Raw genomic sequence first — 15,199 nt, 5'->3', positions numbered from 1 at the left:
CCCGCTGTAGCTGACCAGCGGACTGCCCGAGCGGCTGAGCGTGCTGGCGGTGATCCCGATCGTCTCCGGACCCACGCCCGTCGATTGACTCACCAGGCTGTCCGTCCCGCTGCCCCCGCTGTCAGCAATAATGACACTTGCAGCAGAGGGCAAAGTGTTTTGGTTAATTATGTAGGAATCGTTCCCATCTCCTCCATCCAAATTTATTGAAACCAAACTTGAATAATCAGTCTGATTAATGCTGGTCAAATCAATTGTATTATCGAAATTGTCTGTTGCTGTGATAATAATGGATTTGACGCCAGCTGCCGATTGGACGCCGGAATCCGGATTGAATCCGCTAATACCATTAATGGTCAATTGCACATTGCCGCCAACCGCTGAAAGAGCAACGGCATCGGCCGCAGTAAGATTTAGGGTCAGTGTTCCTGAAAAGAAATTGGAAGTGACACTCAGCAAGCAGCGATCTTCAAGTCGCTCCACGCCGTGCGGTCGCCGGGAACTGACAACGCGAGAGCGCTTTGCCTGTCGGGCACGCGGTGGCCCAAAAGTCCGGAATGCCCAGTCAGACCAAATCGACATACCGAGCCATCTCCACCGCCCGCGGGCAGGCCCCTAGCCCAACGAGCCATGCCCTTCCGGCGCGGCCGAAAAATGCCCTGCACGCCGGAGATTGAAAATAAATGATCCACCGGTGGGCATCTTAGTACGAGCAAACTTTCAATACCACTGCGATGCTTAAACTCGTTGGGTGCCAACCATTAGGTGGATCGGACAAAGCCTGTCCGCTTGAGCCTAATTGCCCGCTCCACGGAATGCAAGATTGCGTATTCCAAAGAATATTCAGTTGGGGGAAGAAAAGACCAAAAATAGTGAGTTTATTGGTCTGAAATCGCTCTGATGGCAACCTTTTAATAAAGCCGCTCGATGTGGCATCTGCAAATTCCATGGGCTTAGAACTCATTGAGTTGTGGGTTCGACGCAGTGCACACGCTAATAGGGCAAAGAAATTAATGGAACCTCAGAAAAATGACAGCGCTGAGCTTGGCTTCAAGAAGCGTTGCTTGCAACCACCGGCTCTTCGCGTAGCGAATCCAATCGCCCCGCCATCAAATTTGCAACAGGCCGAGTAAATACATGTCGATCGCAAGCGATGCGAATGATCGATGTTAATGGTACGGCCAAAAACGCGCCCACAATGCCCCACAGAGTCCCCCAAAAAATCAAAGCCAGCAAAATAACCACAGGGTGCAATTGCATGTGCTCGCCCATCAACTTGGGTTGAATGAAGTTACCGATTACGAATTGAATGACCCCGGGAATGAGAATAGCCATCATGCCTTCAGCAAGGGTGAAGTTTGACGATAATAACACCATTGGCGCCGGCAAAAGTGTGGCAATAAACGAACCAACATTCGGAATGAAATTGAGCAAAAAAGTTAACAACCCAAACAGCACTGCCGCCTGGACTCCCAAAATCGATAATACGACTGCGTCGAGCGCGCCGGTTACCGCTGAAAGGAGCGTCATAGTAATCAAATAGGAGCGAATGCGCGATTCCATTTCTCCCCATGCGCCACCAATCGGCCGATCGTGCTTGACACTGCTCAATAGCAGAAAAAACAGAAACACCAACACGATGACGCTTTGCGAAATGATCGCCCATGCCACTCCGCCCACGAAACCAGTAGCGCCAAGTAAAAGGTTTTGGATTGCACCCAATGAAAGATCTGCCAATGGATTGGTTTTTTTGGGATGTGGAACAGGCACAGTCGGAGCCCCAGTCTCCGAAACATTTGCAGCCGCTTCCTCAGCTGCGGGCGTCGTTGTTTTCGTGGTCCACCATTGCACAAACGGCAAATCTTCGACCCATTTGATGATCGATTCTAATTTGGTCTCGTATTGATCCACATTGCTGGTGATTTGATCGAACGATACCTCAATCAATAGTCCCATTCCAATTAACAACAGCACTGCGAGTAATGAAGCCATACATGCAGCCAAGGTCCGTGACATCCGTGCACGGATTTCCAAAAAATCGACTAACGGCATCAAGGCTAGCGCAAGAAAAGCGGCAATAATAAATGGAATAATAATCGGTCGCAACCAGGCTAGCGCCACACCAGCCGTGACGACCGCAATTACCGTTAAGCAAACAGTATGGATGCGCAATTCAGCGCGAATCGGCGGTTCAGATGCAGTAGACAAATTCTCGTCCTGGAGCTTTGATGTTCTACTTATGCCGCGTCGGCAACCCATGGATTGCAGTCGCCTATAAGTCTCAAAAGTGTATCGCACCGATGGTTGCCGCGACTAGCAGCGTACGCCCAAAAAAGCACTCAGGGCAAGTAGTTTCCAAGAATTTTGGCGATCACTAGCAGCGTTAGCTACCGGCCGGCTTCATTCCGGCAGGAGCATTTCCTGCCGGAGCGGCGCCGTCGGCCGGCGCGGCTGCAGGTTTCGTGGCACCTTTCTTCGGTGCTTCTATCTTCGGCGCCGAATTCTGGAATGGCTGGGCAAATGCCGTTTCGTGCAGACACTGAATCAAGCCCTCGTCCGTGAATAAGACCAAGCGATCATTTTGATCGTTCGTCAACGGTTTGATGGACTGCGGTAGTTGTAGCGTATCAATTCGCGATCCAGTTTTGATATCCAGAATCGAAATTCGGCCTAACTTATCGCGTGTGTACACTCGCTCAGAACTAACGGATACCACTTGAACAGGATCAGGAGAAAACCAAATGACCTCACCTGTATTTGGCCGCAGCGCAAACATTCCGCCGTCTTCAAGCACGACATACACCGCCGTATTGGTGACAATCGGCCGCTGCCGAATGGGAGAACCGGCAGAGAACCTCCAAAGCTCATCGCCCAGTCGATGCAAATTCGCAGGCTGGTTAGATTTCGCAGTGTCGGTTCCTTCGGCTGCGATATCGGCATAGTATGCAATTACATATCCTGTTTCCGTGCCCAAGTACACTTGCGAACCAAACAGCGTTGGTGTTGAAGTAATTCCTTCCGGCACAACTTTGTTGAATTCTGATTTCATATCGCCGAATAGGATGTACATCTGATTCAAGTCGCCTGCCCAAGCCACAGTTGAATCGGTGCTGTTTAGCTCTCCCGCTAATGTTCCAGCCCACGGTTGATAGGACGGATATACATTTTCTGGCAACTTTGCATTCTTAATAGTTGAAAGCGAATACATTTCCAGTCCACCCTTAACTAACGGCAAAATTACTTCGTCGGCAGTAAGCGCCGGACCGCGTTCAGGAGTTCCGGTAACTTGGCGATCAAGCACCACGTTACCGCTAGCCCGATCTAAGACAAACAACCGGGCTGTGTTCGCCACGGCCACATACGATGCATTGGCACTTGCGGATAGAGCGTTCAACCTTCTTACTCCGATGCGAAAGGGCCACATGATCTGCCCGTTCTCGGCATCCATCACGAACAGCATGCCCTCGCTTGTCACGACCAAAAGTAAACCGGCCTGCAATTTAATATGTGTGACTTTCGAGCGGGCCCGATCTAAAGGCATCTGAGCAACCCAGGCGCGTTTCAGTCCTGCTTGCGCTGCCGCCTCCTGCGAAATTAATGGCACACCAATTGCCTGCGCACGGGCAACACCTTTTTCCAATTGAATCGCCAGAACGCCGATCGCCAGCACAATAGACAGTAATCGGAACATATCGGTTACCGAGATGACAAAACTGGGGGATCAACACGACCTAATTTATTTCATAGCACACGACCACGCTTGTTGCATTCACTAAAGTCAATGTACTCAATCTATCATAATTGGGGGGCGAGTACTTCGATACCGACCGACGATCTTTGTTTCTGGCTCAATGAGACGCTAGACCGCTTTCAGGGCACAGCCTAAGCTGAATTAAACCACGAAAGATTAAACCCGTCTGAGAGTTGCGGTCGAATCTAGGATGTTTTGTACCGGTGTGTGGAATTTGTAGTTGTTAAGCATGCGATTCCCCATGATCACGTTTTAAGAATGCCCATACCATTGCCTGCCGAAATCACCGAGCACGCTTGTTTCCCGGAAATCTTGGGATATTTGAATTATTCTTCAGGCGTGGCCGATCATGCATTTCTGCAACGGCTAAATGAATTGTGGCAGGCAATTCAAAGTAAAACTGCGAACGATGATGATGTCTCAAGCATTGTTCATCAAGTGTTGCTACAAAAACTGGCCAAACTGACCGGTCGCAGCGTGGCCTTCCAAAATACGGAACAGGCGCAAAACGTTTTGCGCATAATCTTCGAGGAAATGCTGCCCGCTTACCGCCGTCATCACCGTAATTTGCTGTTTCATCAATCCGACACTGATTTGTGGCAACCATTTTTTATCGGTCGCGTTGCAGAAGCGGTTCTGACCGCCGGAACGCCCTGGAGCGAAACGACCAGAATCGTTGAGCAATCGCTCGCTCGGCTGAACAATTTCATCGGCTACCGACCTGTTCCTATTTTAGAAACTAACAAGCATGAGCCGTATGATCACGAACGAGTAGCTCTTATTCCGCTTTACATTGCTGGAGCAGGTGTTTCAGCAGGCAACTATCAAGTACTCATCGAACAAACGTTAACCATTCTGCAGAACACCAATCCCGAATTGCTCGAAGCCGCTGGTTTCAGTTTTTCGGCTCTCGGTGAACTGGCGTTTGATCCGCGAGCCTACGATTTTAACCATCCGGTAAATCGCCGACCGAATTACCATTTCGGTACTTGGGACCAGCAATTGATCGACAACAAAGGCTACTATCGTCGATTTGTCATTCAACAATGCACCTTGGATGCCATTCGCGCGCGCGTCGATCAAACCCACGATTTACCGCGCGAACAAGTAATGCTTGAGGCCGCCGCGGTATTGGCCGGTACCATTTTAATGGCCTGCGGCACGACAGGCAGCGGCCCCGAAGCGTACGACTCTTCGGTCACACTAGCCACCCTGTTGCCGAAAATTGCCCGATATCGTGACGAATTTTATCAACAGTTGCTTGCGCAAGTGGGAGGAGACCACCGTCAGCGGCTATTGGCTGAGGCAGCCGATCGGCACCAGCTATTTGCCGGTGCTCGACAACACTTAAATGCCGAGTTGGCCCGACTGCGGGCTCTGCAGCTACTGCATGTCCAGTTGGCTCTCATTTTTTCCCGCCTGGGCTATTCCGATGCGGCAACGCGTCAATCACAGATTGTTCCGGCTGCATCAGCACGCATGATATGTCAGATGCAATGTTTATTGACCAATGGCCGTAGCGCAATCGACGCCCAGCGGTTGCACGATGGCTTTTTCGCTCTTGCTCAAGCGGAAAATGCACTTCATCGAGCAATTAACTGCGGCGCAGTAATTGACCCGTGGAACATTCTCGGGTTTGGCGGACAATTCAGTTTGTTTCCGGCTGTGGAAAACAGCATTCCCGATCCGCGCGTAGAGGAACTGCTTGATCTAATTGAACAAATCTTCGCCCTGTACGCTCAATTGTGGCACGAATTCGCGATTGCCAACGATGCAGCATCGCAAAAACGGCTGGCTGCTGCATTCCAAAAACTGGCGGCTTGGTGGGATGGTTTCGCCACCGCGGCTGTTAGCGGTGTGCAACACATCTCCGGCAGCGAGGCCGTCACGGCCGCAAAGCGGGTTGCGGCAGCTCTAGGCGCTTGGCATCAAGCGGGCGAAGCCGCTGGCCAAGTTGCCTTTTGGCAACCGCATGTAGAACACTTCAACTCTCCACAAGCCTACGGACGAGTTATTGAAGCTTTGCTACAACGGGAAGATTTACAGGCTGCTGTGGCGCTTCTCATGCACTGGCTAAGCCAGGCTGAAAAGGTTCGTCTCGATGCCAGCCCCTACAGTTTTTACGCACTCGCAACACAATGCCTGCACAAGGCCCTTGCTGCCGCAGCAGTGAAAACGACCAACGGGCAAAACCAGCCTGGTGACAAACACTTATTTGCTCCGTCGCTGGGATTGAAGTATTTCGATTACCTCGAAGCCAATGCCGAACATTTCTGGAACGTACCACAATGGCATTCGGAAGAATTGCCTGAAGATAGCTCTTCGGGACAGCAATTTGAATCTCAGAGCCATCCGGCATCGAGGGATTTCGAAGAAGACGCGGACCAGCAAGACAATTTGCTAAGCGCCGCGTACGAAAATATGGTTTATCGAGACAGCACGGCAGACGGCACAGATGCCGATATGTTAGAAGTACCCGGTGCCAATGATAACAACGACGAATTTGATCGCGAACTCCGACGGCTGTCTCCGCGTCTGGCGTTTCTCGCCATGTTATCGGCCCAATGGAAAATGCTGGCCTGGTTTCCAACGAAAAAACGGCTGGCTTCCAATAGCGAAAAATCATCGACGCCCGACGTCCAAACCGCAACGCTTGTCATTCGACCAGAATGGTTGGCTCGCGCGCAAGAAAACGATCAACAATTATTGAAACTTGCTACCGCAATTCAGCGTTACCCAATCGCCATTTCTTCGGCTGCTTATGATGCCTTGTTGGAATACGATCGTCGCCGCGTTACCCGCGAAATGCTGCTCGAAAAAGTCGTCACAACACTGGCCAGCACAATGGAAGCTGAGCTCTTTTTGGCCGCTGCGATGCCGTCTTCACCTAAGATCACCGAGGCGAGTAAGCAGATACATGTCGACGCCAAACTCACCCCCTTCATCCACGGACGGGAAACCATCGCGCTGATGTCGGCCATCATGACTGGAGATTCCGTCGCAGCGCGCTCCGCCTGGAGAGCATTTTTGATCGAGCTTGCACCGCAACCCTCGTTGTATATGCCGCTGTCGCGCGGCGGTGCCCCCACAAAGATTGCTTCCGCACGGGCCCAGCAGCAAGTACTTTGCGAACTGCTCCATCGTTTGCCACGATTAGGGCTGCTGCGCGAATCGTGTCAGCTGTTGCGTGTGGCCCGCGCGATGGAAAAGTCTCATTCACCTGGGATTGGTGCGGTCACAGAATTCAATCGTTTATTTGAAATCGGCTATCAAACTATTGTAGAAAGTTTGGTTGAATCATCGTTAACATGGGGTTCAGCCAAAACACCCCAGGCCGATTCCCTTTCTCGGTCGCCCGACCCTTCTATAGCAGCCTTCCGCACCCCAACAGATTCAGCAGCAATCGATCGCGCCGCCATTCAATCCGATTCCGCAGTCGATGCGCAGCTCATCGATTGTTTGCAACAGGTCACTGAATCGCTTCTGTCCGAATGGCTTTCACACAGCCGCACTTTGCGTCTTTCGGTTTTAGAACGCGTATCGCCGGAAAAATCCTGGCAGGAATTGGTCAATTTCATCCAGCGATATGGCCACGACTTATTTACCCAACAGTTTTTTCACTTGGGTAACCTGCGTGCGATTTTGCATCAGGGCGTCGACGTCTGGTTAGACCGTTTGGCTAACTCGGAGGAACCTGCCCAACCCTTGTTGCTGTTGCGCGAGTTAGATCATGGCTTATCGCGGGCAGAAGCGAAAAAACACCTGGCGTTGGTGATCGAAGCAATTGTCGAAAATTACGCTGAGTATTGCGACTACAATGCCACTACCACGCAATCAGATCGTGGTGAGTTGCTGTTCATTCTGTTGGATTTTTTGCGAGTAAAAGTCGATTACGAGCGCATCCACTGGAATTTGCGGCCGGTGGCGCTGGCCCACGAAGTTCTTATCCGCCGGAGTTTAATCGGCGCGGCCGAGTTGTGGCGTCGAGCAATGGTCGAACGTACCAGCGACGTGGCCGATCAACAATTGGCGCGCCTCGCCATATTACAGGCCAAGTATGGCATGCGCCTGGCAACCGTTGCTGACCGATTGGAGGAACGCTTTATACGGCCGCTGGTAATCGATCGCATCCGCGCCTTGGTGCAGCCGGCGGCCGAGGAAGCGCGAACCGGCAACTCGTCGGGTGCCTTTGCATTGCTGGAACAAGAAGCCGGCGAACTAGCCGACGAACCTTGCGGTGCTGGGCTCGATTTACCCGGCTGGTTGCTATTGCTCAAGGAAGAAGTCGATCGCGTCTGCAATCAACTACGTGATCCAATTCTCCATGAAGATCAATTATTTTCCCTGCCCTGGATTCGGCTCAGCTGGGATGAAATCCAATCCCAACTTTCTAATTGGGACACCCTACCGGAAATGTCTTCCTAAGTATTCAGATGTTGTCCCAGCAAATACAGCGGTCTTTCATCCCCGCTTGCGTTGCGCGCCACTCCGTGCGATATTGCCTGTGCATGAACTGCTGTACATGCCCGAGGTTTTTTGTCGCTAACGGAATACATCTCGCTGTCACGGTGGACACATGAATGCACTTTGGGTGGCCCCTGCTTTGCTGGTGGGTTTTATTTTAGGAGCCGCTTTTGTCTGGGTAATCTTGCAAGCAAAGAGAGGGGCTATCGCAGAACGCTTATCGGCCCAACAGGATGTTGTCGAAGCTTTACAGCACCGCGAAACTCAACTCCAACTCGAACTCTCTAATCTTCGTACCGCCAACACTCGCCTCGAAACGGAAAAAATCGCGCTCGAAGTCACCTTGCTAGAAGAGCGGAAGCAAACGGCAGAAAAGCTTGCGCTGATCCAGCAAGCTGAGCATAAGTTGAAAGATGCTTTCAATGCATTGGCCGCCGAGGCGCTCAAATCCAACAACCAACAGTTCCTTGATCTGGCCAAATCCGCTTTTCACACTGAGCAGGAAACTGCCAAAGGGGAATTGAAGCAGAGGGAGGAAGCCATCGGAGCCATGGTCATGCCAGTCAAAGATGCACTCACAAAATTCGAAACGAAAATCCAGGAAATCGAAGTTGCTCGGCAAGGAGCATATTCGGAGCTGCGAACCCAAGTGCAATCTCTTCAGCAAACGGGTCAACAACTGCAAAAAGAAGCCGCAAATTTGGCCGGTGCACTCAAATCGTCCAATGTCGCCGGCGATTGGGGGCAAATGCAGTTGCGTCAGGTGATGAAAATGGCAGGCATGATCGATCATTGTGATTTCGATGAGCAATTTTCCGGCACGTGTCAGGAGGGCCGGTTGCGCCCCGATGTGGTTGTCAATCTGCCGGGCAATCGCCGCATTGCGGTCGACGCCAAAGTCCCGCTTTCCGCTTTGCTGGAAGCCGCGAACGCTTCTGACGACGAAGTTCGCCGTGAATGCCTCGTCGATTATTCCCGGAATTTGCTCAAGCACATCAACGATTTGGGTAAAAAAGAATACTGGAAAATGTTTGATGAATCACCCGACTTTGTCGTCCTGTTTCTGCCTGGTGAAACATTCTTTTACGCGGCTCAGCAGCAGGAACAAGAGTTAATCAAAATGGCTTGGGACCAGCGCGTGATTGTGGCCACTCCCTCCACGCTAATCGCTTTACTGCGCGCCGTCGCCTTGTATTGGCAGCAGGAAAAGCTCGCCGAAAGTGCTCTCGAAGTAAGCCAGTTGGGTAAAAAACTCTACGAGGCATTGGCTGGGCTTTCGCAAGCGTTTCAGTTGCTGGGAAGTAATCTGAAGTCATCGGTGAACTGCTACAATGATGCGGTCTCGCGATTGGAAAACAGTGTATTTTTCAGTGCCCGCCGCTTCTCCGAATTGGGCGCAGCGCCGTCGACCAAAGTGCTGCAGGAACTCGAGCCCTTGGAACTCGATGTTCGAGAAATACGTCGCCAAGAGCTGCTCCTGGCAACGGCCAATGGCCAAAGCAGCGCCGAAAGCCACTCTTGACCTGCCAGCGCCCGCTTTCTATTCTCTGGCCCGATTTTTTGTCGGCCTAGCCTCTCCGCTAGCACTGCTAGCGGCCCGTCGCTTGTGGTTATCGCCTCCTTCGCGGATGAAAGGATTCGTCCATGGATCACGCCTCGCACCCGGTTCCGCTTCTGGATGTCAAACGGCAGTACGAGCCGCTTCGGGAACAATTGCTGGCCGCCGTCACGCAGGTTTGCGACAGCGGACGGTACATCTTGGGTCCGGAGTGCGAGCAGTTGGAACGCGCCGTCGCCGCTTACACCGGCGCCCGGCACGCCATCGCTTGTGCCTCTGGCAGCGATGCCTTGCTGCTGGCCCTCATGGCGCTGAACATCGGCGAGGGGGACGAAGTCATTTGCCCCAGTTACACGTTCTTCGCCACGGCCAGCGCTGTGTGGCGGTTGGGGGCCGAACCGGTCTTCTGCGACATTGAGCCCGCCACGTTCAACATCGATCCCGCGAAAATCGCCCCGCTCATTTCGCCGCAAACCAAGGCCATCATTCCGGTGCACTTGTTCGGGCAGTGCGCCGCCATGGATGAAATTGGCCGCGTCGCCGCCAAGCACAGCTTGCCCATCATCGAAGATGCCTGCCAGGCCATCGGCGCCGCCTACGCCGGCCGCAGTGCCGGCACGCTGGGCGACATGGGCTGCTTCAGCTTCTATCCCACGAAGAATCTCGGCGGCATGGGCGATGGCGGATTGCTCACCACCGATCATGACGAGCTGGCCGCCAAGCTCCGCCTCTTGCGCGGTCATGGCATGGAACCACGCTACCATCATCACGTCGTCGGCATCAACAGCCGGCTCGATACTCTCCAGGCCGCCGTCCTCAACGTGAAGCTCCCGCATCTGGATCATTGGGCTCGCCAGCGGCAAACCAACGCCGATCGTTACCACATGCTGTTCGCCGAATACGGGCTGGACAAAATCATCGCACTCCCGCATACCGCTCGGGCCGCCAAGCATGTCTGGAATCAGTACACCATTCGCGTGCCCGATGGCCGCCGGAACGAGCTTCGGCAGCACCTTACCGCCGCAAAAATCGGCACCGAAATTTATTATCCGGTGCCCCTGCACGAGCAAAAGTGTTTCACCTCGCTGGGCTATCCCTTGGGCAGCCTGTCGGAAACTGAATTGGCGGCCCGCGAAACTTTGGCCCTGCCCATCTTTCCGGAGCTCACTGCCCCCGAGCAGCAAATTGTGGTCGCTTCCATTGCAAATTTCTTTGGCGCTGCTCGGAAATCTTCCCCGGCTGCCCCGCCCAACGCGGCTTCCGCAGAAAGCCGAAGTGCCCCGGCAGGCGCCAAACAAATTCCTCGGCCGAAATTCTTGCAGCCTAAAAGCACCGAAGTAAAGCGTTAATTCTGCGCGGCCCCAACTCGCCAGCGATGGTAAATTTTCGCGCGCCATTTTCCGGCGCCGCCTGCCGATGTGCGCCGGCAAATCGGTTTCGTCCACGATTTTCATTCGTCGGACACAACCGACCTGTTTCGTCAGGGCCGCGCTCGCACCGGCGCTGCAAATTCGCGATTTGCCGCGCGCCGGCAGGCGACAGAATCGATTCGATTTTCGTCCAGCGATGTTCATTGTTGGCGAATTGTTGGACATCGGAGAGATTAGGAACTAGGGGTTAGAGGCCAGGGACTGGGGACGAGGAGTCGAATGCGAAGTGTTCATCGGTTCGATCATTTGCTCTTATATAAAGCCGCGACCGTTGGTCGCGTTCCGCTACCATACGCAAACCCCCAGACACCAGGCACCAGACCACCAAGCAGTAATACAGCAATACTATACTTTTGTACATGTCCAGATTCTACCCGATCGCCTGGCCCAATTTCAAGAGGTGGGTCTAGGGCATGGTGTCTGGCGGCCTGCTGCCCGCCGCCGATCCCGCACGCAATGGGCTATCTGCGCGCTCCGCTTGCGCGTCGCGGCTAAACTCGTTGCTGAAGTTCGGCATTCCACACTCCCCACTCCTCACTCCGCATTTGAATTCACCCACCACTTCCCGCCCGCCGCCCGCTGCATGCGGATCGGTTGACGATCCAAACAATTTTTCACCAATTCGGAGCCGTCGAGCTTTTGGCTCGCGCTGGCGTCGTTTACAATGAGCGGCGCTCGCTGGCGGCAATGGGTTGCTGCGTGAACTTACAGCGAGCAATTTCACGGAGGATATGCCATGCGAAATTTCACACCAGTAATATTCATCGTGATCGGCCTCTCGATGCAATTGCGCGCCGACACGATTAGTCTTTTGCCCATCGTAGATGGATCTGCGGAAGATGATAATGGAGACGGAATTTTTGAACTGTTACTACCGCAAAACGATTCTCAATTACGGGCAGAAACGGGCGCACCGACTTCGCAGCGTGCAGCCCTTGAATTCGATCTAGCAATGATTCCATCGTCGGCACAGATTCAAAGCGCCTATTTACTACTTACTATGACGGCGCGGGATAATCATACAGCCGACTTTGTCGTGAATGGCTATGTCGGCGACGGTGTGATTCAATTGAGCGACTTTAATGCTGGTAATCCAATTCTTGAAGTTAGCTTTCCGGCATCCGATCCCATACCCCTGACACCGAATCGGTTCGATGTAACAGCAGGTTTGAATGATCTGATGGCAAGTCAAGCCGAAATTGCAGGCTTCGGCCTTAGCGTCAATTCGATCAGTTTATTGAATTTCGCAAGCAACGAAAACTCTCAGTCAACGTGGCGGCCCACCTTGGAAGTGAATTATACAGTGCCCGAACCCTCTAGCAGCGAGCTGGCAGTGGCCGGTATCTTGGTGGGTCTATTTCTTTTCAAAAAATCCAGTCCATCAATCCGTTTAGTTCCCGTTCGTTTTTGCAAGAAAAACATCTATGAGCAGAATTGCCATCCGCCGCAGGTTATCGTTCGAGGCACTCGAGACACGTAATTTACTTTCAGGAAGTACATTCACTGTTACACGCACGGACGACGGTACAAGTACAGATACTGGCACACTGCGATGGGCAATTAGCCAAGCAAATCAATTCACCGACGATGATGAAATCGTTTTTGCTTCTTCACTCAATGGCCAGGCAATATCGTTAAATTCAGCGCTTCCAACGATCATTGGGCCGGTATCCATCGGCAGCAATAGCGTCGGCGCACCCTTTGTAACCCTCGAGCCAGGAAGCGGGTTTGGAGGCACTGGACAAGGACTAATCTTCGGCAATGGGTCAAGCGGCTCAAATCTATTGCAGGTGACTGTGGCGGGTTTTCCTGGCGGCGGTGTTCTAGTAACCGGTAATGGAAGCCTACAGGTGCGATTTTGCGAGATCGCTTTAAACGGCGTGTCGACGAGCAATAACGCATATGGAATCGAATTCAACACGATTAACGACGAGATTAACAACGTGGAATCGTGCATCGTCTCAAGCAATTATGGCCACGGAATCGTCGTTTCCGGAACTCCAAGCGTTGAAATCCAGAATAATTACATTGGCACTAATGTCGATGGAACGGTTGATTTTGGCAACACACTCGACGGCATTCACGTTGATTCTGCGGCTGGAGAAAATATTCATAATAACCTGATATCTGGGAACGATGGCGATGGCATTCGAATCTTGCATGTTGTGAGCGGAGGTACGGTTCATATTGAAGACAACGCCATTGGCACAAATGCTTCGGAAACATCCGCAGTGGCCAATACAGGAAATGGAATCGACATCAGTAGTAGTTCAACAACCAGTCAGACAGTCGACTTTGCCATCGACGACAACGTGGTTTCAGGCAACCACGGCGACGGTATTGTAATGACAAACCTAGTTACCGACGCCAATTTTTCCTTGCTAGGGAATTTCGTTGGCACAGATAACACAGGAAACGCCGCATTGGGGAATTTCGGTAACGGAATTGAAATTGTCAACACCGTATCTACAAATCCAACGATCACAATCGGCGATCCATTGGGAAATAGCAGCAACATTAACGTCATATCCAGCAACGTAGAAAACGGGATACGACTCTCCGGTGCGCATATCGATGGCATCATCGCTGAATTCAACAATATCGGAATAGGTAAGAATGGTGCTGCAGCTCTGGGCAACGGAGACAATGGAGTTTTGATTACCAATGGCGCCAGCGCAAACTATGTCGCTCAAAACATAATTGCCAACAACACAAATCGTGGAATTTTCATCGATTCAACAGGTGGAACGGACAACAAGTTTTCCAAAAACTCAATTTTCTCCAACGGTGGTTTGGGAATTGACATTGGAGCGATTGGCCAAGATACAAATGACATTGGTGACGCCGATGCGGGGCCCAACGATCTGCAGAATTCTCCAATCATAAGGTATGCTGAACAAAATAGTATAACAGGCAGCACTCACGTCGAAGTTGAAATCGACAGTATTCCATCTCAGCAGTTTATACTCGAGCTTTACTCATCAAATTCACCGGATGCGTCAGGGTATGGCGAGGGAACAACATTCTTAGATCGAGAAATTATTACAACCGACGGAACTGGCTTTGCCCTGCTGCGCGAAAACTTGTCAGTCGCCGTTGGCAAATACATCACCGCGACGGCGACGGAGAATTTGACGACTTTCACCGGCAGCACCTCGGAGTTTTCCAACGCCCTGGTGGTGTCGGCCGCCACGCCGCCGGTGATTACCGGCGTAACCATCGCCCGGAATAGCGGCGGCACGATACAAGACAGTTATGGCGTGCTGACTGGTTCAGGCGTGCAATTACAAACGGTTCCCGTCGCCTCGGCAAATGAAATTTTAGTGCAATTTTCTGAAGACGTGAATGTATCTTCCGGTGACCTTTCGCTGGTTAGCTGGTATGCACACAGCACGTACACACTAGCCAGCGGCGGATTTGGTTACGATAGCTCCACTCACACTGCCCACTGGATATTTGCCAGTCCTTTCGTTGCCGATCAAATTGAAATCGATCTGCCCGAGACAATCATCGATTTGGCGGGCAACAAGCTGGATGGCGATTGGACCAACCCGACAACAGTGACACAGACTTCAAGCCAATCGGGGAATTCTGGGAACGGCACGGCGGGGGGAAGCTTCGCATTTTACTTTACGATTCTGCCCGGAGACGCGAATCAAGATAATAGTGTTAACCTAGGAGACATCAGCGTCGTTACCAACCCGAGCAATTGGCAGCACGTTGGCGGGTGGAATGATGGGAACGTAAACACGGACACTATTGTCGACCTGGGAGATATAAATGTTATCACGTCGTCGGCGAACTGGCAGGTGAACCTTTTGACGTTCCCGGTTTGATGGTCGCGCACAAGGATGCATGACAGGCGTTCCGCACCCTCACCCCGGCCCTCTCCCATCCAGGGAGCGGGAGAAAACCATCTTCGCTGCAAGAACGTCAACACATTCTTCAGAAGCAAGGTTGCATTTCTATTTCGATTTTCGCGCCGGCATCCAGGAA

The 15,199-nt window shown here is 52.2% G+C and carries 8 protein-coding genes; 5 read left to right on the top strand and 3 right to left on the bottom strand.

The genetic code is table 11. The features are described 5' to 3' along the window. The 3 genes from VFE46_08140 to VFE46_08130 form a co-directional block, all read right to left on the bottom strand. Window positions 1-459 (bottom strand): hypothetical protein (locus VFE46_08140; protein HZZ27962.1); only part of this gene is annotated, 459 nt, incomplete at its 3' end. A 591-nt stretch (window positions 460-1,050) separates the two neighbouring features. Then, complete coding sequence (locus VFE46_08135; protein HZZ27961.1) at window positions 1,051-2,208, bottom strand: AI-2E family transporter; 1,158 nt, start codon at window positions 2,206-2,208, stop codon at window positions 1,051-1,053. Between the two features lie 175 nt (window positions 2,209-2,383). Then, window positions 2,384-3,691, bottom strand: a complete 1,308-nt coding sequence (locus VFE46_08130) for a PQQ-binding-like beta-propeller repeat protein (GenBank protein HZZ27960.1) — start codon at window positions 3,689-3,691, stop codon at window positions 2,384-2,386. Window positions 3,692-4,009: 318 nt separating this feature from the next. On the opposite strand from VFE46_08130, the gene VFE46_08125 reads away from it, so the two are divergent. From VFE46_08125 to VFE46_08105, 5 genes are all read left to right on the top strand, one after another. Further along, a complete protein-coding gene (locus VFE46_08125) occupies window positions 4,010-8,176 on the top strand; it encodes a hypothetical protein (protein ID HZZ27959.1) in 4,167 nt (1,388 codons plus the stop codon). A 151-nt stretch (window positions 8,177-8,327) separates the two neighbouring features. Continuing rightward, window positions 8,328-9,737, top strand: a complete 1,410-nt coding sequence (gene rmuC, locus VFE46_08120) for a DNA recombination protein RmuC (protein HZZ27958.1) — start codon at window positions 8,328-8,330, stop codon at window positions 9,735-9,737. Window positions 9,738-9,859: 122 nt separating this feature from the next. Next, a complete protein-coding gene (locus tag VFE46_08115; GenBank protein ID HZZ27957.1) occupies window positions 9,860-11,122 on the top strand; it encodes a DegT/DnrJ/EryC1/StrS family aminotransferase in 1,263 nt (420 codons plus the stop codon). Window positions 11,123-11,939: 817 nt separating this feature from the next. Continuing rightward, window positions 11,940-12,683, top strand: coding sequence for a hypothetical protein (locus VFE46_08110; GenBank protein ID HZZ27956.1), 744 nt, complete (start codon window positions 11,940-11,942; stop codon window positions 12,681-12,683). Next, on the top strand, window positions 12,628-15,039 hold the full coding sequence (locus tag VFE46_08105; protein HZZ27955.1) for a right-handed parallel beta-helix repeat-containing protein: 2,412 nt from the start codon (window positions 12,628-12,630) through the stop codon (window positions 15,037-15,039). The genes VFE46_08110 and VFE46_08105 overlap by 56 nt, the downstream gene beginning before the upstream one ends. Window positions 15,040-15,199: the final 160 nt, after the last annotated feature.

This window comes from Pirellulales bacterium (assembly GCA_035656635.1).
Lineage (GTDB): Bacteria > Planctomycetota > Planctomycetia > Pirellulales > JADZDJ01 > DATJYL01.
This window is presented reverse-complemented; position numbering and strand designations above follow the sequence as displayed.

Coding starts and splice junctions, on each gene's coding strand:
- VFE46_08110 (HZZ27956.1), top strand. CDS start 11,940: ATGCGAAATTTCACACCAGTAATATTCATCGTGATCGGCCTCTCGATG.
- VFE46_08115 (HZZ27957.1), top strand. CDS start 9,860: ATGGATCACGCCTCGCACCCGGTTCCGCTTCTGGATGTCAAACGGCAG.
- VFE46_08130 (HZZ27960.1), bottom strand. CDS start 3,691: ATGTTCCGATTACTGTCTATTGTGCTGGCGATCGGCGTTCTGGCGATT.
- VFE46_08105 (HZZ27955.1), top strand. CDS start 12,628: ATGAGCAGAATTGCCATCCGCCGCAGGTTATCGTTCGAGGCACTCGAG.
- rmuC (HZZ27958.1), top strand. CDS start 8,328: ATGAATGCACTTTGGGTGGCCCCTGCTTTGCTGGTGGGTTTTATTTTA.
- VFE46_08125 (HZZ27959.1), top strand. CDS start 4,010: ATGCCCATACCATTGCCTGCCGAAATCACCGAGCACGCTTGTTTCCCG.